The organism is Amycolatopsis kentuckyensis (assembly GCF_041679295.1).
In the GTDB taxonomy this organism is placed as follows: domain Bacteria; phylum Actinomycetota; class Actinomycetes; order Mycobacteriales; family Pseudonocardiaceae; genus Amycolatopsis; species Amycolatopsis kentuckyensis_A.
Genome location: NZ_JBGDMD010000003.1, coordinates 566,632 through 592,196, shown reverse-complemented (window position 1 = coordinate 592,196; position 25,565 = coordinate 566,632). Strand labels below are relative to the sequence as shown.

At 71.4% G+C, this 25,565-nt stretch carries 29 protein-coding genes; 11 read left to right on the top strand and 18 right to left on the bottom strand.

Annotated elements, in window-relative coordinates; genetic code table 11:
• Positions 1-34 precede the first annotated feature (34 nt).
• Complete coding sequence (locus ACERZO_RS14355; RefSeq protein WP_372665121.1) at positions 35-598, top strand: dihydrofolate reductase family protein; 564 nt, start codon at positions 35-37, stop codon at positions 596-598.
• On the opposite strand, the gene ACERZO_RS14350 is transcribed toward ACERZO_RS14355, so the two are convergent.
• The 4 genes from ACERZO_RS14350 to ACERZO_RS14335 form a co-directional block, all read right to left on the bottom strand.
• A complete protein-coding gene (locus tag ACERZO_RS14350; protein ID WP_372665120.1) occupies positions 599-1,522 on the bottom strand; it encodes an RNA polymerase subunit sigma-70 in 924 nt (307 codons plus the stop codon).
• Positions 1,523-1,693: 171 nt separating this feature from the next.
• Positions 1,694-2,041: an RNA polymerase-binding protein RbpA gene (locus ACERZO_RS14345; protein WP_003081521.1), complete on the bottom strand. Its 348-nt coding sequence runs from the start codon at positions 2,039-2,041 to the stop codon at positions 1,694-1,696.
• Positions 2,042-2,265: 224 nt separating this feature from the next.
• The gene (locus tag ACERZO_RS14340; protein ID WP_372665119.1) at positions 2,266-3,030 is read right to left on the bottom strand and encodes a thymidine kinase; all 765 of its coding nucleotides are present in this window, start codon (positions 3,028-3,030) and stop codon (positions 2,266-2,268) included.
• A gap of 21 nt (positions 3,031-3,051) precedes the next feature.
• The gene (locus ACERZO_RS14335; protein WP_372665118.1) at positions 3,052-4,452 is read right to left on the bottom strand and encodes an MFS transporter; all 1,401 of its coding nucleotides are present in this window, start codon (positions 4,450-4,452) and stop codon (positions 3,052-3,054) included.
• A gap of 245 nt (positions 4,453-4,697) precedes the next feature.
• Between ACERZO_RS14335 and ACERZO_RS14330 the strand changes: the two genes are divergently transcribed.
• Positions 4,698-5,366, top strand: coding sequence for a transglycosylase family protein (locus ACERZO_RS14330; protein ID WP_372665117.1), 669 nt, complete (start codon positions 4,698-4,700; stop codon positions 5,364-5,366).
• A 4-nt stretch (positions 5,367-5,370) separates the two neighbouring features.
• On the opposite strand, the gene ACERZO_RS14325 is transcribed toward ACERZO_RS14330, so the two are convergent.
• On the bottom strand, positions 5,371-6,162 hold the full coding sequence (locus ACERZO_RS14325) for a glycerophosphodiester phosphodiesterase (protein ID WP_372665116.1): 792 nt from the start codon (positions 6,160-6,162) through the stop codon (positions 5,371-5,373).
• A gap of 66 nt (positions 6,163-6,228) precedes the next feature.
• Between ACERZO_RS14325 and ACERZO_RS14320 the strand changes: the two genes are divergently transcribed.
• Entirely contained in the window at positions 6,229-6,600 is a 372-nt protein-coding gene (locus tag ACERZO_RS14320) for a hypothetical protein (RefSeq protein ID WP_372665115.1), read from the top strand.
• A gap of 9 nt (positions 6,601-6,609) precedes the next feature.
• Here the strand turns inward: ACERZO_RS14320 and ACERZO_RS14315 are convergent, their stop codons facing one another.
• The 5 genes from ACERZO_RS14315 to ACERZO_RS14295 form a co-directional block, all read right to left on the bottom strand.
• A complete protein-coding gene (locus tag ACERZO_RS14315; protein ID WP_372665114.1) occupies positions 6,610-7,590 on the bottom strand; it encodes a tyrosine-type recombinase/integrase in 981 nt (326 codons plus the stop codon).
• Positions 7,591-8,129: 539 nt separating this feature from the next.
• On the bottom strand, positions 8,130-8,570 hold the full coding sequence (locus tag ACERZO_RS14310; protein ID WP_372665113.1) for an SRPBCC family protein: 441 nt from the start codon (positions 8,568-8,570) through the stop codon (positions 8,130-8,132).
• 2 nt (positions 8,571-8,572) lie between these two features.
• Positions 8,573-8,908 (bottom strand): ArsR/SmtB family transcription factor, encoded by a 336-nt coding sequence (locus ACERZO_RS14305; RefSeq protein ID WP_372665112.1) that lies wholly within the window; start codon positions 8,906-8,908, stop codon positions 8,573-8,575.
• Entirely contained in the window at positions 8,905-9,351 is a 447-nt protein-coding gene (locus tag ACERZO_RS14300; protein WP_372665111.1) for an SRPBCC domain-containing protein, read from the bottom strand. The genes ACERZO_RS14305 and ACERZO_RS14300 overlap by 4 nt, the downstream gene beginning before the upstream one ends.
• A 31-nt stretch (positions 9,352-9,382) precedes the next feature.
• On the bottom strand, positions 9,383-9,898 hold the full coding sequence (locus tag ACERZO_RS14295) for a GNAT family N-acetyltransferase (RefSeq protein ID WP_372665110.1): 516 nt from the start codon (positions 9,896-9,898) through the stop codon (positions 9,383-9,385).
• A 43-nt stretch (positions 9,899-9,941) separates the two neighbouring features.
• Here ACERZO_RS14295 and ACERZO_RS14290 point away from each other — a divergent pair, with 43 nt between their 5' ends.
• Together ACERZO_RS14290 and ACERZO_RS14285 are read left to right on the top strand one after the other, a co-directional pair.
• A complete protein-coding gene (locus tag ACERZO_RS14290; RefSeq protein WP_372665109.1) occupies positions 9,942-10,505 on the top strand; it encodes a helix-turn-helix domain-containing protein in 564 nt (187 codons plus the stop codon).
• Positions 10,506-10,554: 49 nt separating this feature from the next.
• Entirely contained in the window at positions 10,555-11,190 is a 636-nt protein-coding gene (locus ACERZO_RS14285; protein WP_372665108.1) for a DUF1345 domain-containing protein, read from the top strand.
• Here the strand turns inward: ACERZO_RS14285 and ACERZO_RS14280 are convergent.
• Complete coding sequence (locus ACERZO_RS14280) at positions 11,177-11,791, bottom strand: TetR/AcrR family transcriptional regulator (RefSeq protein ID WP_372665107.1); 615 nt, start codon at positions 11,789-11,791, stop codon at positions 11,177-11,179. The two genes, ACERZO_RS14285 and ACERZO_RS14280, sit on opposite strands and share 14 nt — an antisense overlap.
• Positions 11,792-11,813: 22 nt before the next feature.
• Between ACERZO_RS14280 and ACERZO_RS14275 the strand changes: the two genes are divergently transcribed.
• The 3 genes from ACERZO_RS14275 to ACERZO_RS14265 are packed head-to-tail and all read left to right on the top strand — an operon-like array spanning position 11,814 to position 14,514.
• Entirely contained in the window at positions 11,814-12,269 is a 456-nt protein-coding gene (locus tag ACERZO_RS14275) for an SRPBCC family protein (protein ID WP_372665106.1), read from the top strand.
• Positions 12,270-12,302: 33 nt separating this feature from the next.
• Positions 12,303-12,908, top strand: coding sequence for a TetR/AcrR family transcriptional regulator (locus ACERZO_RS14270; protein ID WP_372665105.1), 606 nt, complete (start codon positions 12,303-12,305; stop codon positions 12,906-12,908).
• Entirely contained in the window at positions 12,892-14,514 is a 1,623-nt protein-coding gene (locus tag ACERZO_RS14265; protein ID WP_372665104.1) for an acyl-CoA dehydrogenase family protein, read from the top strand. Before ACERZO_RS14270 ends, ACERZO_RS14265 begins: the two co-directional genes overlap by 17 nt.
• Here the strand turns inward: ACERZO_RS14265 and ACERZO_RS14260 are convergent.
• Positions 14,511-15,044 (bottom strand): TetR/AcrR family transcriptional regulator, encoded by a 534-nt coding sequence (locus ACERZO_RS14260; protein ID WP_372665103.1) that lies wholly within the window; start codon positions 15,042-15,044, stop codon positions 14,511-14,513. The genes ACERZO_RS14265 and ACERZO_RS14260 overlap by 4 nt on opposite strands.
• 77 nt (positions 15,045-15,121) lie before the next feature.
• On the opposite strand from ACERZO_RS14260, the gene ACERZO_RS14255 reads away from it, so the two are divergent.
• Positions 15,122-16,336 (top strand): FAD-dependent monooxygenase, encoded by a 1,215-nt coding sequence (locus ACERZO_RS14255; protein ID WP_372665102.1) that lies wholly within the window; start codon positions 15,122-15,124, stop codon positions 16,334-16,336.
• Here the strand turns inward: ACERZO_RS14255 and ACERZO_RS14250 are convergent.
• Complete coding sequence (locus ACERZO_RS14250; protein WP_372665101.1) at positions 16,320-16,892, bottom strand: TetR/AcrR family transcriptional regulator; 573 nt, start codon at positions 16,890-16,892, stop codon at positions 16,320-16,322. The genes ACERZO_RS14255 and ACERZO_RS14250 overlap by 17 nt on opposite strands.
• Before the next feature lie 92 nt (positions 16,893-16,984).
• Here ACERZO_RS14250 and ACERZO_RS14245 point away from each other — a divergent pair, with 92 nt between their 5' ends.
• The gene (locus tag ACERZO_RS14245) at positions 16,985-17,995 is read left to right on the top strand and encodes an aldo/keto reductase (protein ID WP_372665100.1); all 1,011 of its coding nucleotides are present in this window, start codon (positions 16,985-16,987) and stop codon (positions 17,993-17,995) included.
• A gap of 179 nt (positions 17,996-18,174) precedes the next feature.
• On the opposite strand, the gene ACERZO_RS14240 is transcribed toward ACERZO_RS14245, so the two are convergent.
• Genes ACERZO_RS14240 through ACERZO_RS14225 form a run of 4 tightly spaced genes read right to left on the bottom strand, consistent with a single transcriptional unit; the run spans position 18,175 to position 23,511 of the window.
• Positions 18,175-19,260, bottom strand: a complete 1,086-nt coding sequence (locus tag ACERZO_RS14240) for an SWIM zinc finger family protein (protein ID WP_372665099.1) — start codon at positions 19,258-19,260, stop codon at positions 18,175-18,177.
• Complete coding sequence (locus ACERZO_RS14235; protein ID WP_372665098.1) at positions 19,257-21,758, bottom strand: DEAD/DEAH box helicase; 2,502 nt, start codon at positions 21,756-21,758, stop codon at positions 19,257-19,259. The genes ACERZO_RS14240 and ACERZO_RS14235 overlap by 4 nt, the downstream gene beginning before the upstream one ends.
• Before the next feature lie 44 nt (positions 21,759-21,802).
• On the bottom strand, positions 21,803-22,585 hold the full coding sequence (locus ACERZO_RS14230; protein WP_372665097.1) for an ABC transporter permease: 783 nt from the start codon (positions 22,583-22,585) through the stop codon (positions 21,803-21,805).
• Positions 22,582-23,511: an ATP-binding cassette domain-containing protein gene (locus ACERZO_RS14225; RefSeq protein WP_372665096.1), complete on the bottom strand. Its 930-nt coding sequence runs from the start codon at positions 23,509-23,511 to the stop codon at positions 22,582-22,584. Before ACERZO_RS14225 ends, ACERZO_RS14230 begins: the two co-directional genes overlap by 4 nt.
• A gap of 79 nt (positions 23,512-23,590) precedes the next feature.
• On the opposite strand from ACERZO_RS14225, the gene ACERZO_RS14220 reads away from it, so the two are divergent.
• Positions 23,591-24,367 (top strand): TetR/AcrR family transcriptional regulator C-terminal domain-containing protein, encoded by a 777-nt coding sequence (locus ACERZO_RS14220; RefSeq protein WP_372665095.1) that lies wholly within the window; start codon positions 23,591-23,593, stop codon positions 24,365-24,367.
• Here ACERZO_RS14220 and ACERZO_RS14215 read toward each other — a convergent pair.
• Positions 24,350-25,519, bottom strand: a complete 1,170-nt coding sequence (locus ACERZO_RS14215; protein WP_372665094.1) for a cytochrome P450 family protein — start codon at positions 25,517-25,519, stop codon at positions 24,350-24,352. The genes ACERZO_RS14220 and ACERZO_RS14215 overlap by 18 nt on opposite strands.
• Positions 25,520-25,565 lie beyond the last annotated feature (46 nt).

The window sequence follows — 25,565 nt, the reverse complement described above, 5'->3', positions numbered from 1 at the left end:
TACGTGGGGATCGACCCACAGGAGGCTGACACAAGTGCGGAAACTGACCTTCGGCATGAACCTCACGCTGGACGGCTACATCGCCGCGACCGGCGACGACATCGGCTGGAGCAACGGGCGCAGCGACGAGCTGTTCGAGTGGTGGCTCGACCGGGAGCGGGCGATCACCCTGTCGCTGTACGGGCGGAAGCTGTGGGAGACGATGAGCGCCTCCTGGCCGACCGGCGACCAGCAGCCGGACGCCACGCCGGCGCAGATCGACTTCGCGCGGAACTGGCGGGACACGCCGAAGGTGGTGTTCTCCTCGACGCTCGACAAGGTCGACTGGAACACCCGCCTGGTCACCGGCGACGCGGTCGCCGAGATCACCCGGCTCAAGGCCGGGGACGGCGGCCCGATGAGCATCGGCGGCGCGACGCTCGCCGCGGCCGCCGTACGGGCCGGGCTGGTCGACGAGTACCTGCTGGTCACCCACCCGGTCCTGGTGGGCGGCGGCACGCCGTTCTTCACGGTGCTGGACGGCTGGGTGAACCTGAACCTGGTGGAGACCCGGACGTTCCCCGGCGGTGCGGTGCTGACGCGGTACGAGACGAGGTGATCACAGCGCCGGCGGCAGGCCGAGCCACGGTTTGCCGCCGGCGTCGAACCCGGTGAGCTCGGCGATCTTCCCGTCGGCGATGTGCAGGAGCGCAACGGCGAACAGCCGGTACTCCGAGGCGTCGGAGGCGCGCAGGTACAGCGCGGCGGCGGGCATGCGGTTGACCGTCGTGGGGACCCCGCGCCAGTCGTCGTGGCCGGGCCGGAAGAGCCCGCCGGAGACCCAGCCGTCCACCGCGTCCGTGGCCGTCGTGGTCACGGTGCCCGGGTCGGGCAGCATCGCGAAGCGCAGGTCGTCGCGCAGCAAGGACGCCAGCCCGTCGAGGTCGTTGCGCTCATGGGCGTCGATGTAGGCCTTCACCACGCCGCGCTCGTCGTCCGACAGCTCGTGGGTGGCGGGGCTGCGCCAGTCGAGGCGGCGATCGGGCAGCTGTTCGCGCATCGTCACGCGCGCCCGCTGCAGTGCGCTGGTCACCGAGGCGACGGTCAGCTCGAGGGCTGCGGCGGCGCTCGACGCCGGCCAGCCGAGGACGTCGCGCAGGATGAACGCCGCCCGCTGCCGCGGCGGCAGGTGCTGGACGGCGACGACGAACGCCAGCTCGATCGTCTCCCGCGCCACCGCCGAGTCCTCGGGGAGCATCGGGTCGGGGTAGGGCTGCAGGTACGGCAGCTCGACGCCGGAGCCCGGCAGCTCGGGTTTGCGCTTGTCCAGGAAGTCGAGGCAGGCGTTCGTCGCGATGCGGTACAGCCACGTCCGCAGGGCCGCGTGGCCCTTGAACGTCTCCCGCTTGTGCCACGCCCGCAGGAACGTCTCCTGCGTCATGTCCCGGGCGTCCTCGAAGTTCGCGAGCATCCGGTAGCAGTGCGCCTGCAGTTCACGCCGGTGCGGCTCGACGAGAAGCGCGAACCGGGCCGCGTCGGTCATGGTCATCGATCCTTCCACCGGTGCCAGGGGCCGGCAGTACTGACGGCGCGGCGGCGGATTTCTCATCGGTGACGTCCGCCGGGCATGCGAAAGGCCCCCGCGGGGGGAGGTCGCGGGGGCCTTTCCGTTGTGGTGGGAGCGGTGGCTACGGGCCGACGCTCGATGAGGGCGTTACGCGGACCGGGAGGTCCGCCGGCCCTTCAGCTCGGCGAGACGTTCGTTCAACAGGTCCTCGAGCTCGGGGATCGTGCGCCGCTCGAGCAGCATGTCCCAGTGCGTGCGCGGCGGCTTGACCTTCTTCTGCTCGGGCTGCCCGCCATCCACGATCTCCGACTCACTGCCGTGCAGGCGGCATTCCCAGACCGTCGGGATCTCGGCGTCGTCGGAGAACGGCACCTCGAACTCGTGGTTCTTCGGGCAGGCGTAGCGCACGGTACGGCGTGGGGCGAGGTCGTGGTTGCGGTCGGTCTCGTAGCTGACCGCTCCCAGCCGGCTTCCACGAAGAACACGGTCGGCCATGATGGGTCCTTTCAGTCAGCTCCGGGTGGAGCCAGGGCGATGCTCACCCTATGCAACGACTTGGGGGCCCCGAGGATTCCCGGGACACCATGTCGTTGCTCACGATGAGCTGCGTCACCCAACGGCATCAGCTTCCTCTAGTAGGAGGCGTTTCGCGCTCCGGCGTGACGTCAATACGGCCTTCTTAGTGCTGATATCCCCCGGATGGGCTACTGGCACCCACGTCAGGTCAACCGTAACTGACCGTGACGACCAGTAACGGGCCCCAAGTCACCCGATCGAAAGTGGCGGCGACACAATACCTGATAACGCACAGTAGCGTTTTCGGCCTCAAAACCGGCCAAAGCTGAAGATTCAACTACGGATTGTTCGGTATCTGCCACCACAACGGTGTCACCTTCACGCACAACCTCGCCGTCGAGCACCCGCGCGTTGAACCGCCCGGGCAGCCCGCACCAGCACAGCACCTCCACCTGAACCGGCTGCAGCTCGTCCGCCAGTTCGAACAGACGAGCGGCACCCGGGAACAACCGGCTCCGGAAGTCCGTCGCGATGCCGAAGCAGTACACGTCGATCTCGACCTCGTCGGCCAGCTCCGCCAGCTGGTCGACCTGCCCGGGGGAGAGGAACTGCGCCTCGTCCACCACCACGTAGTCCACGTGCTGCCCGCGCGCCCACTCCTGCCGCACCAGCTCCCGCACGTCGGTGTCCTCGCCGACCTCCACCGCCTGCCGGCTCAACCCGATCCGGCTCGAGATCTGCGGCGCGCCCGACCGGTCGTGGCGCACCAGCACCAGGCCACGACGGCCCTGACGAGCGTGGTTGTGGTCGATCTGCAGCGCCAGGGTCGACTTCCCGCAGTCCATCGGCCCGTAGCAGAACTTCAGCCTGCCCACCGGCGGCGTCCCGCGCCGCGAGCCGGCCGCGGGAACCGACGACAGCGCGTCGGTGGGATCGGGTCCGGTTGGACGGTCGTTCAACAAGGTCACGACGCCCGACCCTATCGGCTCCTACAGCACCTCCGGCGGGGTGTTGCCCGCCGCCACGATCGCCCGCCGCACCGGCACCAGCCAGACCAGCACCAAACCCGCCGCGAAGAAGACCACCAGCGCCACGATGGCCAGCCGGAACGACCCCGTCGCCTGCCCGACCCCGGCGAACACCAGCGGCCCCAGCCACGACGTCCCGCGCTCGCCCACGACATAGAGCGAGTAGTACTGCGCGTCCTTACCCGCCGGGATCATCTGGCTGAACAACGACCGCGACAACGCGTTCGTCCCGCCCAGCACCAGCCCGATCCCGACCGCCACCGCCAGGAACTGCACCATCTGCTTCGGCTGCACGAAGTACGCCCCGGCCAGCACCGCCACCCACACCACCAGGCTGCCCAGGATCGTCCGCTTCGCCCCGATCCGCCGCGCCACCAGCCCGTGCAGCGTCCCACCCAGGTAGGCCACGAACTGGATCACCAGGATCGTCACGATCAGCACGCTGTTGCCGAAGCCCAGCTCGTCCTTGCCGTACTGCGCCGACACCGTCACCACTGTGTTGATGCCGTCGGTGAAGACCAGGTAGCTGCCCAGGAACGCCAGCGTCAACGGGAACGCCTTCGCCGACACGATCGTCTGCCGCAGCTCCGCGAACCCAGCCCGCAGCACCGACTTGCCCGGAACGACGTCCACCGGCGTGTGCCGCCGGGGGAGCGCCCGCACCGCGGGGATCGTGAACGCCGCCCACCACAAGCCCGAGGTCAGGAAGCAGATCTGCACCGCCGTGCCCTCGCTCACGCCGAACGTGTCGTGCCCGAGGTAGAACCCCAGCTGCAACGCCAGCGCCAGCCCGCCGCCGAGGTACCCGAACGCCCAGCCATTCGCCGAGATGTCGTCCCGCTCGTCCGGCCCGCCGATGTCCACCAGGAACGAGTAGTAGACGACCAGCGACCCGCCGTACCCGATGTTCGCGACGACGAACAACACCACGCCCAGCTGCCAGTCCGACCCCGCGAGGAAGAACATCGCCGCCGCGGCCGCCGCGCCCAGGAACGCGAACCCGCCCAGGATCCGCCGCTTGTTGTGGCTGCGATCGGCCACCGCACCCGCGATCGGCAGCACCAGCACCTGCACCACCGTCGCCACCGACAGCAGGTAGCCCCACACCGACCCGGCGGGGAAGTGCAGCCCGAACAACGACACGTCGCAGTTGTGCAACGTGTCGGTCTTGCCCGCCGCATCGACGCACGGGCGGTCCCCGTTAAGGGTGAAGTTCGTCTTCGCGTCCGCCGCCGCGATCCCGCTCATCGACAGCGCCCCGAACACCGTCGTCGTCGACGAATAGAACGGCGAATTCGCCCAGTCGTAGAAATACCAGCCCCAGCGCTCGCGCTTGGTCGAGCGCGTCCCGGCCAGCGTCATCCACGGCTCCTCGAGGTCAAGAACTTCCAGGTCAGCGCGGAGACTACTGGTGCTTCGCAACGCGAAGGACTCCACCCGCCCAAACCGTGTCCGCTTTGTCGCTTCAAGCTCATCCGCCACTTCCGGGGCAAGCACGGTCCGCCCCGCACCGCGTGTCGCAAACAGAAGTGAACGGTGTTTCATGTGAGACTGAGGCGCGCAGTGTGTCTCTTGTGGTCAGTGGGACACGCTCCTACTGTGCTCGCATGATCCAGAACCGGAGACGTACCACCGCGAGAATCCTGCTCCTCGCCTTCACCGCCCTGGGTCTGCAGCTCACCATCCCCGCCACCGCCTCCGCGGACCCCGCGTCCAGCGCCTGGGCCAAGCTCCGCATGTGCGAATCCAGCAACCGCTACGCCACCAACACCGGCAACGGCTACTACGGCGCCTACCAGTTCGACCTGCCCACCTGGCGCAGCGTCGGCGGCACCGGCCGCCCCGACCAGGCCGCCCCCGCCGAACAGGACTACCGCGCCCTCTACCTCTACCGCATGCGCGGCTGGCAACCCTGGCAGTGCGCCGGCATGCTCAAGCTCACCGGCGACGCCGACGCCCGCAGCAAGCGCGTCCCCACCTACGCCGAAGCCGCCTACATCGGCGGGGGAGGACTGCCCGCCCCGGTCCCGGGACCCGGCGGCCCCAAACCCGCCTGGCCCGGCGTCGTCTACCAATACGGCGACTGCGCCACCCCGCTCAAAGCCTTCCAGCTGCGCATGAACGCCTTCGGCTACGGCTTCACCGGCACCGGCTGTTACTACGAAAAGACCCGCACCGCCGTCCTCGACCTCCAACGCGCCAACGGCATCAAGGACAGCGGCCTGCTCGGCCCCAAGACCTGGGACGCCGCCTGGAACGGCAAAGCACCCCGCTGACGAATCACGGCTCCTGCGACCGCTGCCACGTACCCCGCTCGATCAGCACCTCGCGCAGCAGATCCGGCCGATCCGTCACGATCCCGTGCACCCCCAGGTCCAGCAACATCCGCATCTCCGCCGGATCGTCGATCGTCCACGTGTGCACCTCGATCCCCGACCGCCCGGCGATCGACAGGAACGCCTTGTCCACCACCCGCAACGCACCCTGGCGCACCGGCACCTGCGCCATCGCCCCCAGCACCAGCCGCCCGAGGGGGAGCAGCGGCAGCTTCCCCCGCGCCCACAACGCGAACGCCGACCGCGGCCCCATCGCCGTCACCAGCTCCGGCCCCGCCAGCTTCCGCAACCGCACCAACCGCGCGTCCGAAAACGCCGCCGCCGCCACCCGGTCGTGCGCCCTCGTCCGCTCCAGCACCTCGACGAACGGCTCCACCGCCCGATCGGCCTTCACATCGACGTTGAACCGCGCGTCCGGCAGCTCCTCCAGCACATCCTCCAACCGCGACAGCGGCGCCTTCCCCCCGACCTTGACGTTCTTCAGCTGCGCCCACGTCTGCGCCGCGATCGGCCCCGACCCGTCCGTCGTCCGGTCCAGGTTCGGGTCGTGGTGCACCACGACCACCCCGTCCGCCGTCGCGTGCACGTCCGTCTCCAGGTACCGGTACCCCTCTTCGCACGCCCGCCGGAACGCCGGCAGCGAATTCTCCAGCCCGTCGAGCTCGTCGAGGTGCCACCCCCGGTGGGCGAACGCACGGGGGGTCGGATCGGCCAGGTACGGAAACGACGCCTGCATCCCCCAAGTGTGCCCTTCCGCCATGACCCCGGCATGAGCAACCGGTGGCCAGCTAGGGTCTCCCGGGTGAGGGAAGCCGCCGAACTGACCCAGCTCGAACCCGCCCCCGCCCGCCGCGGCGCCCCGAAGCACTGCGGCTGGTGCGGCCGCCGCCTGCCCGAAGCCGGCAACGTCGGCCGCCGCCGCCGGTACTGCGGCCAGTCCTGCCGCCAACGCGCCTACGAACGCCGCACGGCCTTGCAGCGAAGCGGCCTGCCCGAAGACGCCGTCGTGCTCTCCGACACCGAGATCGCCGCCCTCCAGGACCGCCTGTTCCAGCTCAGGTGCGCCGCCGAAGACATCGTCACCGCCGCCGACGACGGCGCCGACCCCCGGGAACTGAGGGGACTGGCCGAAGAGATCGCCCGCGCCGCCAAGGACCTCGAACAACTCCGCTGACGACCGACTTCAGCCCAAGCCGTCCAGCGCCCGGTACGTCCGGTTGCTCGCCGCCGCCGCACGCTGCTCACGACCCGTCGCCTCGATGTAGTTCTGACTCGTCGCCAAACTCGCGTGCCCCAGCAACGCCATGATCTCCGACGCCGTCGCCCCGTCCTCCGCCAGCCGCGTCGCGAACGTGTGCCGCAACGCGTGCAGGTTCGCCCCCACCGGCACCCGGTCGTGCAACCCGGCACCCCGGTAACACGACTTCACCAGGTACTCCAGCGCACCCCGCCCGATCGGCTCACCCGAGCGATCCAGCAGCAACGGCGAACCGGGGGAGAACCGCGCACTCGGAAACCGCACCCGGCACGACTCCCGGTACCGCTCGATCAGCTCCGCCAGCACCGGCTGCACCGGGATCGACCGATCCCGGCTGCCCTTCCCCTTCACGTGCAACCGCAGCTCACCCGCGCGCCCCACCAGCGACCGCGCCGTCAACGCCCGCATCTCCGCCGCCCGCAACCCCGCCACCAGCCCCAGCGCGATGACCAGAACGTCCCGCTCCGGCCACGGATCCCGCGCACGCCGCGACCCCGCGGCCGCCGCCGACAGCAGCTGCTCCGGGGTTTCCTCACCCCGCAACGGCTTCGGCGTCAACGCCGGCGTCCGCGGCCGCGCCACCGCACCCATCGGATTGCCCTCCAGGAGCCCGTCCGCCACGCAGAACGTCAGGAACTGGTTCCACGTCGACCACGCGCGCAGCACCGAGCTCTTCGCGTGCCCGTCGGCGAACACCCCGAACACCGCCCGCAGCGCCGGCCCGGTCAGGTCGGCGACGTCCAGGTCCTCGGCCGGGCGGCCGAGCTCGGAAACCAGGAGAGTGGTGATCCCGGCGAGGTCGCGGCGGTAGGCGTCGGTGGTGTGCGGAGAGTCCTTGCGGGGCCGGCGGGCCGCGAAGAAGGCTTGCTGGGCCTCGGAAACCTTCATGTGGATCTTGTACCGCACACCACCGACAGTTTCGGCCGCCGGGTCACTCTCCCGGTTTCATGCATAATGGCAATTATGCATGAAATGTCGGTTTAGCCCGGAATGGCCCCCTGGGGGATCCGAGACTCTCTCGGAGGCGATTCCGACCCCGAATCGCCTCTCCGTACACATGGCGGGGACGCGCACATATGTTCGAGAGGCTGAGTCACGGTGAGGCATCCCGAGCCGACGGGCCGGCAGGGAGACTGCTGCGTCTCAGTCGCCAAACTGTGTGCGACAACGCCGGATCGGTCACCGCAGTTTCGTCACCGTGACGTTTTGAGGTCGGGTGGCAGCGTATCGGCTGCACGACTCCAGGGGATGCTCCTGCGGCCTTCTGGAGGCGTCTTCAGAGGTCCTGGTGGCTCGAGACGGCAGGATGCTCGGTCGGAAACCTCAGGAGAAGCCGTCCTGACGAACCGAACGCGTCTCCCGGGATTCCCGCCTTCGGCACCCCTCCCGGCTCGTCGTGCCAGCGTGTCCCCAAGTGCCGATAATGTACATTATGTCAAGTAACGTCAGTGCCAGTCGCTGATCATGACGTCCCGCGGTGCCGGGGCGCCCTCCCCGGTCTCCAGCAGCTGCTTGAGGCTCATCAGGTAGATGGCCCACTTCGTGCTGCAGTGGTGCATGAACTCGCCGGCCTCGCGCCAGCCTTCGTGCTTGAACAGGACGATCGTGTGGTCGACGCGCTGCTCGACGTCCCAGCGGATCGTCGTGCCGATCCACTCCGGCGGGCCGTCGACGACCTCCCAGCGGACGAGCCGGCCCGGGTCGAGTTCGATGACCTTCATGTCGAAGCCGCCTGGGATGAACCGGAAGGCGATGACGCCGCCGAGGTCGGTGTCCCCCACGGTCTTCTCGGTCCACCAGCCGGAGAGGCCGTCGAGCGTGGTGAGCGCTTCGTAGACCTGCTCGGGTGAGGACTTCTCGATGCCGATTCGGTGCAGGATGTCCATTTCTACTTCTTCTTCCGTTCGATGGTTTCGGCGATGCGCTTGATGCGCTGGAGGCGCGCGTCCCAGGTTTTGCCGACGTCGGCGAGCTGGGCGGCGGCGCGGGCGAGCTGGGTTTCGTCGACGCGGAACTGCTTTTCGCGTCCTTCGGGCTGGGCGTGGACGAGGCCGACGCGGTCGAGGACGGCGAGGTGCTTGGCGACGGCTTGGCGGGTGACCGGGAGGTGTTCGCTGAGGCTGGTCGCGGTTCCCCCGCCTTGGCTGAGCAGCAGGTCGAGCATGCGGCGGCGGGTGGGGTCGCCGATGGCGGACCAGAGGTCGTCGTCGACGGCGGTGGTCACCGGCGGGCTCCCGCCTTGGTGGCGCAGGCGGGGATGCGGGGCAGGAAGTGGTCCCAGCCGCTGACGTGGTCGGCGTATTCGGCGGCGATCTTGGCTTCGTCCCAGCCGCGTTCGCGGAAGCCGGTTTCGGTCATCCGGAGGCGGGTGCCGGTCGCGGTGGGTTCGAGTTCGAAGACGACGAGGAACGAGTTGCCGGGGGCGGCGGTCTCCCCTTCGGCGTGGGTCCAGCGGAAGGAGAAGAGTTTCGGGGGTTCGGCGTCGACGACGGTGAACCGGACCCAGGTGCCGCCGAAGCCGATGCGGCCTTCTCCCCCGGGTTCGACGGGGTATTCGGCTTCGTCGGTCCACCAGTCGCGGACGTGTTCGGGGTTGCTGACGACGTCGAAGACGACTTCGGGGGTGGCGTCGATGTGGATTTCGCGTTCGAGTGTTCCGTGGTCCATCGGGGCTCCTCGTGCAACGTTTGGTTGCTCGTTACGGTAGCCGCGCCGGCGGCGATGCGCAACCATCGGTTGCTTGAAGGTCCTTCTGGACCCAGGCGACGTCGTGCCAGGCGCCGAGTTTCCAGCCGACGCGGCGGTAGACGCCGGCGGGCTCGAAGCCGAGCGCGCGGTGCAGTCCGGCGCTGGCGTCGTTCGGGAGGGTCATCCCGGCGAAGGCGCGGCAGAGGCCCTTGTGTCGCAGGCGTTCGAACAGCGTTTCGTAGAGGGCGCGGCCGGCGCCGGTGCGGTGGCGGCCGCGTTCGAGGTAGATGCTGGTTTCGCAGGACCACCGGTAGGCGGCGCGTGGGGCGAAGGGGTGGGCGTAGGCGAAGCCGGCGATGTGGCCGTCGTCTTCGAGGACGAACCAGGCGTGGGCGTGGGCGATGCGGTGGGCCATTTCGGTGGTGGAGGGTGGTTCGGTTTCGAAGGAGATGGCGGTGTCGGTGACGTAGGGCGCGTAGACGGCGGCGCAGGCGGCGGCGTCGGTTGGCAGGGCGTCTCGAATCATGGCTCATATGGTAGCCATTTTGGTTCGTATAGTATCCAGGTTTATGACCGATCCTTTGACCGCTCGCCTGGCGGCCACCGTCCACGCGGCTCGCCTGTCCCGAGGTTTGTCGGCGGCGGTGCTCGCGGAGCAGTCCGGTGTTTCGCGAGCGATGATCGGCAAGATCGAGCGGGGTGACGTGCAGCCGACGGCCGCGTTGCTGGCGAAGCTGTCGGCCGCGCTGGGGATGACGTTGTCGGAGCTGATCGCGCGGGCCGAGGACGACGAGCGGCGGCTGGTGCGGGCGGCGGAGCAGCCGGTGTGGGTGGACCCGGACACGGGGTACCGCCGGCGGGCGGTCTCCCCCGCCGGCGGGCGGCCGCTGGAGCTGGTGGAGGTCGAGCTGCCACCGGGTGCGGAGGTGCCGCTGGCGGCGGGGACGTATGCGTTCCTGCACCAGCAGATCTGGGTGCTGGAGGGGCACCTGCGGTTCCACGAGGGCGTGGAGGTGCACGAGCTGGCCGCCGGGGACTGCCTGCAGCTGGGGCCGGCGGCGGACTGCGTGTTCGTGAACCCGGGGTCGCTCCCCTGCCGGTACCTGGTGGCACTGGTGAAGCGGGCCACCTGAGCGGGTGATCCGGGGTGCCGTCGCGGGCGGGGCCGGTTAGCTTCGCGCGGTGCGTCGTCTGCGGAGGTTGTGGTACCAGTGCGCGGAGTTCTTGCTGGTGCTGCTGGGGTTGGGGTGGTTGCTCGCGCCGGACACCGGGCTGGACGTGGTGTTCCTGCTGGCGTGGGACGTGCTGGCGGTGGCGGTGATCGGGACGCGGTTCCTGCGGATCCGGCGGTACCGGGTGGTGGCTGACGCGGAGCCGACGTGGCTGCACAGCCTGCTGGGCCGCCGGTCGAGTTTCGCGGCGACGTTGCTGGTGAGCGTGGTGGGGATGTCGGCGGGCGGGTTGATCCTGGTCGCGAACGCGATCGCGGAGGAGGACGACGAGTACGCGTTCGCGTTGCAGGTCTGCGCGGTACCGGCGGTGCTGGGGGCGTGGATCCTGCTGCACTTCGGGTACGCGGACCGGTACGCGCACCTGCACCACCGGGCGGAGGCGGGGTTGCGCTTCCCGGGGACGGAGCAGCCGAACCTGCTGGATTTCGCGTACTTCGCGTTCACGGTGGGGACGTCGTTCGCGACGTCCGATGTGGAGGTCCGGGCGCGGCCGATCCGGTACACGGTGCTGACGCACAGCGTGGTGTCGTTCGTCTACAACACGGCGATCCTGGGGATCGCGGTGGGTGTGATCACCGGGAAGTGAGCCGGAGGGCGGCGATCGACGAGTCGAGCCAGGCGTCCAAGAACCGTTCCGGCGCCAGGTCCCCCGGGGTGTGGCCGATGAGGACATCCAGGATCGGGTAGTACGTCAGCGACGCCACCAGCACCGCGGCGGTCGCTTCGGGGTCGGAAACTCCTGCTCGACCCGAGTCGCGCAGGGTCGCGATCCACTCCGTCCCCCGCCGGTACACCGTGGCCAGGACGCCCTGCCACATCCGCTCGAACAGCTCCGGGAACCCGGTGAACTCCCGGATCATCAGGCGGATGAGGTCGCGGTCGGCGGCCATGAACGCCCAGACGACGTCGGCCAGGACGCGGAGGGCTTCGCGGGGGTCGTCGGGCAGCTGGGCGTCGGCGGTTTCGGCGGTGCGGGCGGTCAGGCGCGCGAGGTTGTCGTGCACGGCCGCTTCCAGGACCGCGGCCTTGGACGGGAAGTGCTTGTAGAGCGCGCCGGAGCCGGGGTTGAGGCCGCACGCGGACTGGATGTCCGCGACGGAGGTCGTGTCGTAGCCGCGGGTGGCGAAGAGGTGGACGGCTTCGTCGAGGATGCGGCGGCGGGTGACGCCGGGGGTTGTTCGCGCCATAGTGAGAGACTACTCTCTTTCTATGGTGGAAGTGACCGTGGAAGAGTTCGTGTCGTGCCCGCCGGAGGCCTTTCTAGCGCTGGTCATGGACCCGCGGCGGTACGCGGAGGTCGACCGCAAGCTGGGCCGGATCGACTGGGTGCGCCGCGAGGGCGATGTCACCGAGTTTCGGTTCCGGTCGGTGTTGCCGGGGCTGGGGCCGGGCCCGAAGATCGTGTCGCGCATGACGCTGACACCGGGTGAGCGCGTCGACGTCCGGCTCCCCGACCGGCCGGAGAACCGGCTGGCCCGGCGGTTCTCGACGTTCGAAGCAAGCTTCGCGTGCGTACCGGCGAAGGGTGGGATCCGGGTGACGCGCCGGATCGCGTTCGGGTTCGCCGCTCCCCTGCGTCCGCTGCTCGAACCGCTCCTGCGGCGGAAGCTGCCGGCCGACGTCGAGGCCGAGATCCGGGGTGCGAAGCAGCTGCTGGAGCGTTGACTGAAGCAATGAATCAGTGCTTCACTTCTTGACGTGCCCTACCGCCGCACCCCGAAGGTGCAGGAACGCCTGGACGCCCAGCGCGCGACGATCGTCGCCGCCGCGACCGAACAGCTGGCCGAACACGGCTACGGCGGCTGCTCCGTCGCCGCGGTGGCCGAGCGCGCCGGGGTCGCCGTCGGCAGCGTCTACCGGCACTTCCCCACCAAGGCCGATCTCGTCGTGCACGTGTTCCGGCAGGTCGTGACGCGGGAGGTCGAGGCCGTCCGGGCGGTGTCCGCGCAGCCCGGCGAGCCCGCCGAGCGGGTCGTGGCGGTGTTCGAGACCTTCGCCCAGCGCGCCCTGAAAGCCCCGAGGCAGGCCTACGCCCTGCTCGCCGAGCCGGTCGACGCGCTGATCGACGCCGAGCGGCTGGAGTTCCGGCGCGCGTTCACCGAGGTCGTCGCCGAGCACGTCGCGGCCGGCGTCAAGGACGGCTCGCTGCCGCCGCAGGACGGCCGGCTCACCGCCGCCGCGCTGGTCGGCGCGGCCGCCGAAGTTCTCATCGGCCCGTTGACCAGCGGCAACGCCGGTGACGTCGCCGAGCTCCGCACGTTCGTCGTCCGCGCTCTAGGAGGTTCCGATGCCCGCCACGCATGAGGTCACCAACCAGGTCCCGCCGCTGGCCGGCCACGACGTCGCCGACGATCCCGCGCTGCTGGCCGGGCTGGAGCGCGCCGGGGCCGGCTGGGCGTCGGACGAACTGCACGAGCTGGGTCGGCTGTCCGGGAGTGCGCAGGCGCAGGAGTGGGGCCGGCTGGTCAACGAGAACGAGCCGGTGCTGCGCACCCACGACCGGTACGGCAACCGGATCGACGAGGTCGAGTTCCACCCGCACTGGCACGACCTGATGTCCGTCGCGGTGTCGCACGGGCTGCACGGCACGCCGTGGCAGGACCCGCGCGAAGGCGTGCACGCGGCGCGCGCGGCGAAGTTCTACGTGTGGGGGCAGGTGGAGGCCGGGCACAGCTGCCCGATTTCGATGACGTACGCGGCGGTTCCGGCGCTGCGGGCGAACCCGGAGCTGGCCGCGCGGTACGAGCCGCTGCTGGCGGCGACCGAGTACGACTTCGGGCTGCGCGAGCCGAGCACCAAGCGCGGCCTGATCGCGGGCATGTCGATGACGGAGAAGCAGGGCGGCTCCGACGTGCGGGCCAACACGACCACGGCTACGCCGAGCGCAGACGGCAGCTACACCCTCGTCGGGCACAAGTGGTTCACCTCGGCGCCGATGTCGGACATGTTCCTGACGCTGGCCCAGGCGCCCGGTGGGCTTTCGTGCTTCCTGCTCCCCCGCGTCCTGCCCGACGGCTCGCGCAACCCGATCCGGCTGCAGCGGCTGAAGGACAAGCTGGGCAACCGGTCGAACGCGTCGTCGGAGATCGAGTACGACCACGCGGTGGGCTGGCTGGTCGGCGAGGAGGGCCGCGGGGTCCGCACGATCATCGAGATGGTCAACAACACCCGGCTGGACTGCACGCTCGGCAGCGCGTCCGGGATGCGGCTGGGCGCGGTGCGCGCGGTGCACCACGCGACCCACCGGTACGCGTTCGGCAAGGCGCTGGTCGACCAGCCGCTGATGGCGAACGTGCTCGCGGATCTGGTGGTCGAGTCGGAAGCGGCGACGACGGTGGCGATGCGGCTGGCGGCGGCGGGCGACCCGCGTGACGACGCGCAGGAGCAGGCGTTCCGGCGGCTCGGCCTGGCGGTGTCGAAGTACTGGGTGTGCAAGCGCGCGCCGATGCACGCGGCCGAAGCGCTGGAGTGCTTCGGCGGCAACGGGTACGTCGAGGAGTCGGGGATGCCGCGGCTCTACCGCGAGGCGCCGCTGTCGTCGATCTGGGAGGGCTCGGGCAACGTCGCGGCGCTGGACGCGTTGCGGGCCATGGGCAAGCAGCCGGAGTCGGTCGCGGCGTTCTTCGCCGAGGTCGAGCAGGCGGCCGGTGGCGACGCGCGGCTGGACGACGCCGTGGACCGCGTCCGCAAGGAGCTGGCCGACCTCGACGGCATCGAGTACCGGGCGCGGCGGGTGGTCGAGGCGATGGCGCTGGTGCTGCAGGGGTCGCTGCTGGTGCGCCACGGCCACCCGGCGGTCGCGGACGCCTTCTGCGCGTCCCGGTTCGGCGGGGACTGGGGCATCGCGTTCGGCACGCTGCCGTCCGGGGTGGACACGGGCGCGATCATCGAGCGCGCCGCGGTGCGTTAGCGGCCCAGGGCGTCGAGGGCGCCGGCGACCGCCGCGGCCCTCAGGTCGTCGACGGGGGCGTCGGGGAACTGCATGCAGACGTCCTGCAGGCCGCCCAGCGCGAGAACCGCGCGGGCGGCCTGCTCGAGCGACGGCTGCGGGCCGCAGATCAGCTCGGTGAGCCGGTTGCGCCAGCTCAGCACGCGGTCGATCAGGCCGAGGTCGGCCAGCGTCGGCAGCTCGGCCAGCAGCATGATGACCGGCGCGCGGTGGCGGTAGTTGAAGTCGAAGAACCCCTCGATCAGCTCCCGCGCCGGGATGTCGTCGCGCGTCTCGGCGTCGAGGAGGAACTTCTCGCCGTCGTCGAGCAGCGGCTGGATGATGCTGCGGACGAGGTCGTCGCGGGACGGGAAGTGGTAGTAGAGCGCGGGTTTGGTGATGCCCAGCCGGTCGGCGATGTCCTGGAGGCTGGTGCGCTGCACGCCCTGGGTCGCGAAGAGCTCGCGCGCGGCGTCGAGGATGCGCTGTTTGGTGTCGGAGGGTTTCGGCACCGTCACAGCATAACTGACTTAACGATAGGTAAGGAGCTGTGGTACAACTTACCTACCGTTAAGTCAGGGAGGTACTCATGCGGATCCTCGTCTCGGGCGCCAGCATCGCCGGCCCGGTGCTCGCCTATTGGCTCACCCGGCACGGCTTCGACGTCACCGTCGTCGAGCGCGCCCCGGTGCTGCGCAAGACCGGCGGCCACGCCGTCGACCTGTTCCGGCCGGCCGTGGAGATCACCGAAAAAATGGGCGTGCTGCCGCGCGTCGAAGCCCTCAAGACCGGCACCACCCGCATGACGCTGCACCGGGAAGGCGCCCGCCGGCCGGCCCACGTCGACCTGACGAAGATCTACCGCGCCACCTCCGACCGGCACGTCGAGGTCATGCGCGACGACCTCAGCGAGATCTACTACGACGCCGGCCGCGACGACGTCGAATACCTCTTCGGCGACTCGATCACCGCCCTCTCCCCCGACGGCGAGGTCACCTTCGAACACGCCGCACCGCGGAAGTTCGACCTCGTCGTCGGCGCCGACGGGCTGCACTCGAACGTCCGGCGGCTGACCTTCGGCGAGGAGGCCGGGCTGACGAAGTTCATCGGCGCCTACCTGGCCGTGCTGTCCCTGCCCGACACCCTCGGCCTCGGCGACGGCGAGACCGTCATCCACCTCGGCGCCGGGCGCACCGCCGGGATCTACAGCGCCCGCCACCTCGACGAAGCCCGCGCGGTGTTCCTGTTCCGCCGCGACGAGCAGCTCGGGTACCACCACCGGGACGTCCCGCGGCAGCAGGAACTCCTGCGTCAGGCCTACGCCGGGATGCACCCGCAGGTCGACGGCTGGCTGGCCGAGCTCGACGGCCCGGGCCCGTTCTACTTCGACTCGATCACCCAGCTGCAGCTGCAGACGTGGTCACGCGGGCGCGTCACGCTCGTCGGCGACGCCGGCTACTGCCCGGGCCCGGCGGTCGGCGGCAGCACCAGCCTCGCGGTCCTCGGTGCCTACGTCCTGGCCGGCGAGCTGGCCGCGGCCGGTGGCGACCACACGCGTGCCTTCCCCGCCTACGAACAGGAGATGGGCGAGCTGGTCCGCAAGAGCCGCGCGTTCGCCGTCGGCGCCGCGAAGAGCCTGATCCCCGCCACCCGCGCGGGGGTGTGGGCCCTGGCCCGCGGTGGTCAGCTGATCTCGGCCCTCCCGGCCCCCGTCACGACGGCGCTGGCGAAGCTCAACACCGGCGGCGTGCGGATGCACGACTCGATGCGGGTCAAGGACTACGCCGTCATGCCCGTGGGCTGAGCCCGTCGGCGAGGATCGCGACCATCCGCTGGTTGTACTCCAGGTCCTCGCCGCGCACCGGCTGGCACAGCAGGGCCACGGCGTGCAGGAGGTCTTTCGCGCTGACGTCGGTGCGAACCGCCCCCGCCGCGGCCGCCGCCTCGAGCAGGGCGGCCAGCACCGGCTCCATCCGCTCCATGAAGTAGCCCGGCAGGGCGTCGAACGCCGGATCGCCCGAGTGCAGCGCCGTGGCCAGCCCGCGTTTCGTGCCGACCAGCTCGGTGTAGCGGCGCAGCCACTCCCGCAGCGCCGTCTCGGGCGCGTGCCCGGCGCTGATCACCGGTCCGGCGTCGGCCAGGACGTCGATCTCGCGCTGCAGCACGGCCGCGACCAGGTCGGCGCGCTGCGGGAAGTGCCGGTAGAGCGTGCCGACACCGAGTCCGGCCAGGTCGGTGATCTCCTTCGCGGGCGCGTCCACGCCCGAGGTGGCGAACACGCGTTTCGCCGCCTCCAGCAGCGAATCGACGTTGCGTTGCGCGTCGGCCCGCCGCCGGCGCGGCGCACTGCTCTCGGGCACGGTCCTCCTCGCGGTAGCTAAGCGGAAAGGCTTTCCGTATAGTTGCGGAAAAGCTTTCCGCTTAGCTTCGAGCGTACTCCCGAGGAGTTCCCATGCAGTACCGCACCCTGGGCCGGACCGGCATCCAGGTCAGTCCCTACGCCCTGGGCACCCTGATGTTCGCCACCTCCATCGGCAACGCCGACCCCGCCGGCTCCGCCCGCGTCCTGCACAAGGCGCTCGACGCGGGCATCAACTTCGTCGACACCGCCGACGCCTACGGCGACTCCGAAGAAGTCGTCGGCAAGGCCCTGGAAGGCCGCCGCGACGACGTCGTGCTCGCCACCAAGTTCGGCCGCCCGACCGGGCAGGACCCCAACCACCAGGGCGCGTCCCGGCGCTGGATCGTCACCGCCGTCGAGAACTCCCTGCGCCGCCTGCGCACCGACCACATCGACCTCTACCAGCTGCACCGCCCCGACCCCGGCACCCACATCGAAGAAACGCTCTCCGCGCTGACCGACCTGCTGCGCAGCGGGAAGGTCCGCGCGATCGGCGCGTCCGGGACCCCCGCCGCCGGCGTCGTCGAAGCCCAGTGGGTCGCGGCCCGGCACGGCCTGACCGGCTTCCACACCGAGCAACCGGTCTACTCCCTGCTCAACCGCGGCATCGAGCGCGAGCTCCTGCCCACCACCCAGCAGTTCGGCATGGGCACCCTCGTCTGGGGCCCGCTCGGCCAGGGACTGCTCACCGGCCGCCCGCACGACCAGCTGCGCCGCGCCGGCCTGGTCCGCCACCTCGACGACGAGCAGCGGCACACCGCCGCCGGGAAGTTCGCCGCCCTCGCCGCGGAAGCCGGCCTGCCCCTGACCCACCTCGCGATGGCGTTCACGATCGCCCACCCCGGCGTGACCAGCGCACTCCTGGGTGCCCGCACGATGGCCCACCTCGACGACCTGCTGGCCGGCGTGGACGTCACCCTCTCCGACGACCTGCTCGACCGCATCGACGAGATCGTCCCGCCCGGCACCGACATCGGCGTCCTGGACCAGACCTACCAGCCGCCGGCGCTGCAGCGGCCGGAGCTGCGCCGCCGTCCGCTCGCCGACCGCACCGCAGCGTAGACCGCCAGGCACGGAAACCGGGCGGGCGCGCGGGAGGGCATGGCCCGCGCGCCCGCACCCCCAGTGGGCCCCGGCGGAAACCCCGCCGTCGCGGACAGGAGACAACGAGGATCTCGCTGGATACCGGGAAATCCCACGAAAATCCCTGCCCGGACATGGACTGAACCCGTGAAGAAGCGTCAGCCGATCAGCAGCCCCGGATCGGCCTCCGGCGGGCCCGACGGCCACCACTCGCCACCTTCACGCCGGTACGGGTGCCACCGGCCCGCCCGGTCCAGCCGCAGCTGCACGTCCCCGGCCGTGCACCGGTTGCGCTCGAACACCGGCGCCTCGTCGGCGAGTGCGGCCCGCGCCGCTGCCAGGGCCGCTTTCGGCGGACTCCACGACGAGTCCAGGACCTCCAGACCGGCCCGCCCGCCGTGTGTCCAGGCCGCGACCGCCCGCTCGAACTCCGTTCCCTCACCCAGCCGCGAAGCCACCGAAGGGAAGTCCGCGGCCAGCCGGACGGTGTCCACCCGCCGGCCCGGCCACGGCTCACCCGCCAGCACCGCGCGGGCCTGCGCCGCGGCGTTGGCCGCCAGCAACGCGAACGCCGCCGCGGGCACCCCCGGCGCGGCCGGGATCGACGGCGCCCCCGACGGCGCGAACTCCGCCAGGTCCGGCAGCACACCCGGCGTCCGGTTCTCGACGACCAGTTCGGCCTTCGGTGCCGTGCGGCTTTCCAGCTCCTCCCGGATCTCCCGTTCGCCCTTGCCGCGCATCAGCAGCAGCACGAACGGGTCCGCGTCCAGCAGCCACGACGCCTGGAACGACAACGCCGCCGCGTGCCGGCACGGCAGCTCCCAGCCCGGGCACTCGCACCCGGGATCCAGGTCGCCGATCCCCGGCAGCAGGTGGACGCCGGCGTCGTCGGCCGCCGTCACCAGGTCGTGGGGCATGTCCCGGTCCAGCAGCGCCGCCAGGTGCCCGGCGCGGGAGGCCACTCGGTCCAGGAACCGCGTCCAGTCCGCTTCGGAGAGCACCGCCAGCCGCAGCTCGGTCCGGAACGGGCCGCCGTCGGCGTCGTCGACCACCGCCGCGATCCGGCCCGGGCTGACCGTGATCGACCCGACCAGCCCGGCCGCGGCGTACTTGCGCCCGGCTTTCAGCTGCCGCAGGTCCAGGGCCGTGTCCTCCATCGCGCGCACCCACGCCCGCCCCCACCACGAGCGGGCCAGCCGGCCGCCCGCGCCGAACGCCGGGAAACCGCGTACGTCGTCGCTCATCCGCGGCTCCTCAGCTCGACGAGCTCCGCGAGCTCGGTATCCGACAGTTCCGTCAACGCCGCCTCGCCACCGGCCAGCACCGCCTCGGCCAGCGCCCGCTTCTCCCGCAGCATCGCCGCGATCCGGTCCTCGACCGTGCCCTCGGCCACCAGCCGGTGCACCTGCACCGGCCGCGTCTGCCCGATCCGGTACGCCCGGTCGGTCGCCTGGTCCTCGACCGCCGGGTTCCACCAGCGGTCGAAGTGCACGACGTGGTCGGCGCGCGTCAGGTTCAGGCCCGTCCCGGCCGCCTTGAGCGACAACAGGAACACCGGCACCGCGCCGTCCTGGAACCGCTGGACGAGTTCCTCGCGACGGGCGACCGGGGTACCGCCATGCAGCAGCTGCGTCCCGATGCCGCGGGCGGTGAGGTGCTGCTCCAGCAGCCGGGCCATGGCGACGTACTGGGTGAACACCAGCACCGCGCCGCCCTCGGCGAGGATCGTCTCGAGGAGCTCGTCGAGCAGCTCGAGCTTGCCCGACCGGCCGCCGGGCTCCTTGAGGTACTGCGCCGGGTGGTTGCAGATCTGCTTGAGCGCGGTCAGCAGCTTGACGATCCGGCCGCGCCGGGCCATCCCGTCGCTCGCGGCGATGTCGGCCATCATCTCCCGCACCACGGCCTCGTAGAGCGCCACCTGCTCCGGGCTCAGCGCCACCGGCCGGTCGGTCTCGGTCTTCGCCGGCAGCTCCGGCGCGATCCCGGGGTCGGACTTGCGGCGCCGCAACAGGAACGGCCGCAGCAGCCGCGACAGCCGTTCGGCCGCGACCGGGTCCCCGGCTTCGATCGGTTTCGCCCACCGCGCCCGGAACTCCGGCAGCGACCCCAGCAGACCCGGTGCCGACCAGTCGAGGATCGCCCACAGCTCCGAGAGCGTGTTCTCCACCGGCGTCCCGGTCAGCGCCACCCGCGCGGCCGCGGGCACCAGCCGCAGCGCCTTCGCCGTCTCCGACCGGTGGTTCTTGACGTGCTGGGCCTCATCGGCCACCAGCAGCCCCCAGCGGATCCCGGCCAGCGGCGCGGGATCGGCGCGCACCGTGCCGTAGGTGGTGAGCACGAAACCCTCGACGTCCTCGAGCGAACGGGCGGTGCCGTGGAAGCGCCGCACCGGCACGCCCGGAGCGAACCGGCGGATCTCGCGTTCCCAGTTGCCCAGCAGCGACGCCGGGCACACCACCAGCGTCGCCCCCGACGCCCGGTGCAGGTGCAGCGCGATCAGCGTGACCGTCTTGCCCAGCCCCATGTCGTCGGCCAGGCAGCCGCCGAGGCCCAGGCCGGTAACGGTGGCCAGCCACTGCAGCCCGCGCAGCTGGTAGTCCCGCAGCGTCGCGGCCAGCCCGGCCGGCGGCGCCTGGGGTTCCGGCGGCGCCGACAGCCGTTCCCGCAACCGCGCGAGCCAGCCTTCGGTGACGACTTCGACGTGCTCGCCGTCGACCTCGGTGGTCCCGGTCAGCACCGCGCCGAGCGCGTCGACCGGCGTCAACGGCTTGAGCGTCCGGTCCCGCGCCTTCGCGGCCAATGCCGGGTCGACCAGGACCCAGCGGTCGCGCAGCCGCACGACCGGGCGGCGGGCTTCGGCGAGTGCGTCCAGTTCCGCCTCGGTCAGTACCTGCCCGCCCAGCGCGAGCTGCCAGTCGAAGGCCAGGGCCCGGCCACCGCCGAAGAACGACGGCAGGTCACCCGGCGCGTCCCCGGCGTCGACCACCGCCCGCGCGGTCAGCGACCCCGCGAGTTCGGCCGGCCAGTGCACGTCGATGCCCACCGCCGCCAGCCGCGGAGCCGCGGTCGCGACCAGCTCGGTCACCTCGTCCCCGCCCAGCACCACCTCGTCGGGCACCGCCGAGGTGAGCAGCGGGCTCAACGCCGGCCACACCTGCGCGCCGCGCCGAAGCGCCAGCACGACGTCGATGCGCGCCCGCGGCCCGAACCGGCCGGTCTCCCACAGCTCGACCGCGTCGGCGATCTCGGCGTCGCGGTGGACCTGCACGACGGCGTGGAAGCGGCCGGTGTCGAACCCGTCCGGTGCCTCGACGCGCAGGGACACCCGGATGCCCGAGTCGAGCCCGGCCGCCAGCTCGTCCGCCCAGTCCCGCAGCGACTCCGCTCGCTGCGGCGCAACCGCGGCGAACAAGCGTGTCCCGGCCGCCTTCGCCGCGGCGGGCGTGCGGGGCAGGGTGTCGGCGACGGCGTCGAGGAACGCCCGCAGGAGCGGGCCCGGCGCGCGGTCGTCCACCGGCATCGCGGCCGCCAGGTCCCGCAGCCACGCCGCTTCCGCCGGCTCCAGGGGACCGACGCGCCAGGCGTCGTGCCCGGCGTCGGTGACCCCCGGCAACACCCGCCCGGCGGCGACCAGCCGCAGCGCCGCTTTCGCCGCGGTCGCCCAGAACTGCGCGGACGGACCGGTGGCGGCCAGCAGCTCCGGCAGACCGTCCACAAGAGACATCCGGCGCCCGTCGAGCACCAGGCGTCCCGCGCGCGGTGGTTCGCCCGGTTCGAAATCGGCGTTCAGTTTCCCAGCCTCCCGTATCGGCGGACGGACAGCGGCACGAACACCGCGAGCAGCACCAGCGGCCACACCAGGGCCATCAGCACCGGGTGCGTGCTCACCCAGGACGTCCCGGCCGCGCCCGGGTTGCCGAACAGCACCCGCGCCGCGGTCACCGTGGAGGACAACGGGTTCCACTCGGCCACGGTTCCCAGCCACGCCGGCATGGTCGTGGTCGCGACGAACGCGCTGGAGAGGAACCCGAACGGGAACTCCAGCGTCTGCGCGAGCGTCACCATCGCCGGATCCGTGGTCAGCAGCCCCAGGTAGATCCCGGCCCACACCAGCGCGGTGCGCAGCAGGAGCAGCAGCCCCAACGCCGCCAGGGTCTCGGCGAGGCTGCCGTGCGGCCGCCAGCCGACCGCGAACCCGCACCCCAGCAGCACCACCAGCGCGAGCACCGCGTTCACGAGGTCCGCGGCGACCCGGCCGGTGAGCACCGCCGACGGCGCCATCGGCAACGACCGGAACCGGTCGGTGACGCCCTTCGTGGCGTCGTCGAGGACCGCGATCATCGTCCCCGACAACCCGAAGGCCATGGTCATCGCGAACATCCCCGGCATCAGGAACTCGCGGTAGGAGCCACCGCCGGGCACGGTCATCCCGCCGCCGAGCAGGTAGGCGAAGATCAGCACCATCAGGATCGGGAACGCCACCACCGTGGCCAGCCGCGCCGGGCGCCGGGCCAGCTGCGCGAGGTAGCGCCCGGTCAGCGTCCAGCCGTCTTCCAGGGCCCACCTCATCGCGCCGCCTTTCCGGTCAGCTCCAGGAACACTTCGTCCAGCGTCGGGTGCCGCAGCGCCACGTCGGCGACCGCCAGTTCGGTCGCCGCGAGCTCGCGGACCAGCTCGGTCAGCATCGACGGCTCGGCCGGCGCGCTGACCCGCAGCTCCTCGGTGACCGGCTCGGCGCCGGTGACCCGGGCCAGCAACGCCGTCGCCGCACCCACGACGTCCGGATCGGTCAGCGCCAGCTCGATCCGGGTCGCCCCGAGCGAGCCCTTCAGCTCGGCCGGGGTGCCGTCGGCGATCACGCGGCCGTGTTCGACCAGCGAAATCCGGTCGGCCAGCCGGTCGGCTTCCTCCAGGTACTGCGTGGTGAGCAGGACCGTGGTGCCGTCGGCGACCAGGGACCGCACCGCCCGCCAGACCTCGAGGCGGCTGCGCGGGTCCAGCCCGGTCGTCGGCTCGTCGAGGAACAGCACCCGCGGGGCGGCCAGCAGCGACGCGGCCAGGTCCAGCCGTCGCCGCATCCCGCCCGAGTACGCCGAGACCGGCTTCGCTCCGGTGTCCGCCAGGCCGAAGCGCTCGAGCAGGTCGTCCGCGCGGCGCGTGGCCTCGCGACGACCCAGGTGGTGCAGCCGGCCGAACAGGATCAGGTTCTGCCGGCCGGACAAGATCTCGTCGACGGCGGCCTGCTGGCCGACCAGCCCGATCGCCGACCGCACTTTCGCCGATTCGGTGGCGACGTCGAAGCCGGCCACGCGCGCGGTACCGCCGTCGTGGCGCAGCAGCGTGGACAGCACGCGCACCGCGGTGGTCTTGCCCGCGCCGTTGGGTCCCAGCAGGCCGTGCAGCGACCCGGCCGGGACGGAGAGATCGAACCCATCGAGGGCGTACGCGTCGCCGTAGCGCTTGCGAAGTCCCTCGGCCTGGATCTGCGGAGTCATCTAGCCCCTTAACTCTGTACTGTGTACGAAGAAGAGGATAGCACAACTCTGTACGACGTACGGGAATTCGGTGGGCAGAATGAGCGGCGTGAGCACCGAGGACAACGGCGACGGCGACCCGCGACGGGCGATCGAACTGCTCTGGGGCGTCTCCGCACCCCCGCGGCGCGGCCCGAAACCGAAGCTGGCCACGGCCGACGTCGTCCGCACGGCCGTCGCGCTGGCCGACGCCGACACGATCGACGCCGTCACCATCCGCCGGGTCGCCGAGCAGCTCGGCGTCTCCCCCATGTCCCTCTACACCTACGTGCCGGGCCGCGCCGAGCTGCTGGACCTGATGATCGACCACGCCCACGGCGAGCTGCCCGTCCCCGACCCGGACCTCGGCTGGCGCGCCGCGCTGACCGCGATCGCCGAGGAGCAGTGGGCGCTGTTCCACCGCCACCCGTGGCTGCTGCAGGTCACGACCAGCCGCTCGGCGCTGGGCCCGCACAGCTTCGCCAAGTACGAACACGAGCTGCGCGCGATCGACGGCATCGGCCTGGACGACGTCGAGATGGACGCCGCCGTCGCCCTAGTCACCGGCCTGGTGCGGACCACCGCGCGCAGCTCGCTCGACGCCGCCCACCTGGTCCGCACCAGCGGCCTGACCGACGCGCAGTGGTGGGAACGCGCCGCACCGGTGCTCGCCGGCATCCCGGCCGCCGCGACCGAGCACTACCCCCTGGCCTCGCGCGTCGGTCAGGCCGCGGGCGAAGCCCACAACGCCGCCGAAGACCCGGCCTACACCTTCCGCTTCGGCCTCGCCCGCGTCCTCGACGGCATCGAAGCACTCGTGTCAGAGCGTCAGAAGTAGCTTCGCCGGCCGCCAGGTCCCGCCGTCCGGCGCCCGCGGCACGTCGCCGGCCAGCGCCAGGTCCGGGAAGCGCCGGAACAGCGCCGAAAGCGCCACTTCCGTCTCCACCCGCGCGATCGACGCGCCCAGGCAGAAGTGCGGGCCGTGCGAGAACCCCAGCTGCGCCGGCCCGGTGCGCGTGACGTCGAGGCGGTCCGCGTCGCCGAACGCCCGCGGGTCGCGGTCGGCGGCCACCATCGCCGCCGTCACCCGCTCGCCTTCGCGGATCAGCTGCCCGTCGATCTCGACGTCTTCGCGGGCGAACCGCGGCGTGGTCAGCAGCTGCGGGCTGCAGAAGCGCATCAGCTCCTCGACCGCGCCCGGCCACAACCCGGCGTCCGCCCGCAGCAGGTCCAGCTGGTCGGGGTGCCGCAGCAGCGCCTCGACGGCGTTGGCGATCAGGTTCACCGGCGTCTGCCCGGCCAGCACCAGGTGCCAGACGAGCGTGACCAGCTCGGTGTCGGTGAGCCGGTCACCGTCCTGGGCGTGGACGAGGTCGCCGATGAGGTCGTCGCCCGGTTCGGCGCGGCTACGGACCACGGCCTCTTTGGCGCCCTCGATGATCGCCGGGATCGCGGCGGCGAAGTCCGGGCCGACCCCGCTCGCGACCGCGGCGCCGTACTCGCGCCAGCGCGGCCGGTCGGCCTCGGCGATGCCTGCCATCTCGCAGATGACGTCCATCGGCAACGGCCGGGCGAAGTGGGGTACGAGGTCCACGACACCGTCCACGGCGTGGTCCGGCAGCTCGTCGAGCAGCCGGTCGGTGAGTGCCGCCAGCCGCGGCCGCAGCCGCGCAGCGCGCCTCGGGGTGAACGCCGGCGCGACCAGCCGCCGCAGCCGCAGGTGCTCAGGCCCGTCCTGCTCGGCCATCGTCCGCATGTACTCGAGGCAGTGCTCGGGGATGCCGGACGGGCGCATGAAGCTCTCCGAGCGGACTTCGAACCGCGGGTCGGCCAGCATCGCGCGGGCCTCGCGGTAGCGGGTCAGCGCCCAGAACGGGCCGAAGCCGGGGATGACGAGCTTGGCCAGCGCGCTCACCTCCCGGGCCTGGTCGTAGGCGGTGAACGGGTCAGTCAGGACCTTGAAGTCGGTCAGGTCGATCTCGGGGGTCATCCACCACTCCAGATGTTGATATCAGATGTTCTAATCATCTCAGTGG

Coding starts and splice junctions, on each gene's coding strand:
- ACERZO_RS14265 (WP_372665104.1), top strand. CDS start 12,892: ATGCCCGCCACGCATGAGGTCACCAACCAGGTCCCGCCGCTGGCCGGC.
- ACERZO_RS14310 (WP_372665113.1), bottom strand. CDS start 8,570: ATGGACATCCTGCACCGAATCGGCATCGAGAAGTCCTCACCCGAGCAG.
- ACERZO_RS14345 (WP_003081521.1), bottom strand. CDS start 2,041: ATGGCCGACCGTGTTCTTCGTGGAAGCCGGCTGGGAGCGGTCAGCTAC.
- ACERZO_RS14225 (WP_372665096.1), bottom strand. CDS start 23,511: ATGACTCCGCAGATCCAGGCCGAGGGACTTCGCAAGCGCTACGGCGAC.
- ACERZO_RS14295 (WP_372665110.1), bottom strand. CDS start 9,898: ATGATTCGAGACGCCCTGCCAACCGACGCCGCCGCCTGCGCCGCCGTC.
- ACERZO_RS14215 (WP_372665094.1), bottom strand. CDS start 25,519: ATGACCCCCGAGATCGACCTGACCGACTTCAAGGTCCTGACTGACCCG.
- ACERZO_RS14290 (WP_372665109.1), top strand. CDS start 9,942: ATGACCGATCCTTTGACCGCTCGCCTGGCGGCCACCGTCCACGCGGCT.
- ACERZO_RS14300 (WP_372665111.1), bottom strand. CDS start 9,351: ATGGACCACGGAACACTCGAACGCGAAATCCACATCGACGCCACCCCC.
- ACERZO_RS14325 (WP_372665116.1), bottom strand. CDS start 6,162: ATGCAGGCGTCGTTTCCGTACCTGGCCGATCCGACCCCCCGTGCGTTC.
- ACERZO_RS14350 (WP_372665120.1), bottom strand. CDS start 1,522: ATGACCGACGCGGCCCGGTTCGCGCTTCTCGTCGAGCCGCACCGGCGT.
- ACERZO_RS14240 (WP_372665099.1), bottom strand. CDS start 19,260: ATGAGCGACGACGTACGCGGTTTCCCGGCGTTCGGCGCGGGCGGCCGG.
- ACERZO_RS14230 (WP_372665097.1), bottom strand. CDS start 22,585: ATGAGGTGGGCCCTGGAAGACGGCTGGACGCTGACCGGGCGCTACCTC.
- ACERZO_RS14280 (WP_372665107.1), bottom strand. CDS start 11,791: ATGGCGCGAACAACCCCCGGCGTCACCCGCCGCCGCATCCTCGACGAA.
- ACERZO_RS14245 (WP_372665100.1), top strand. CDS start 16,985: ATGCAGTACCGCACCCTGGGCCGGACCGGCATCCAGGTCAGTCCCTAC.
- ACERZO_RS14330 (WP_372665117.1), top strand. CDS start 4,698: ATGATCCAGAACCGGAGACGTACCACCGCGAGAATCCTGCTCCTCGCC.
- ACERZO_RS14220 (WP_372665095.1), top strand. CDS start 23,591: ATGAGCGGCGTGAGCACCGAGGACAACGGCGACGGCGACCCGCGACGG.
- ACERZO_RS14255 (WP_372665102.1), top strand. CDS start 15,122: ATGCGGATCCTCGTCTCGGGCGCCAGCATCGCCGGCCCGGTGCTCGCC.
- ACERZO_RS14275 (WP_372665106.1), top strand. CDS start 11,814: ATGGTGGAAGTGACCGTGGAAGAGTTCGTGTCGTGCCCGCCGGAGGCC.
- ACERZO_RS14335 (WP_372665118.1), bottom strand. CDS start 4,452: ATGACGCTGGCCGGGACGCGCTCGACCAAGCGCGAGCGCTGGGGCTGG.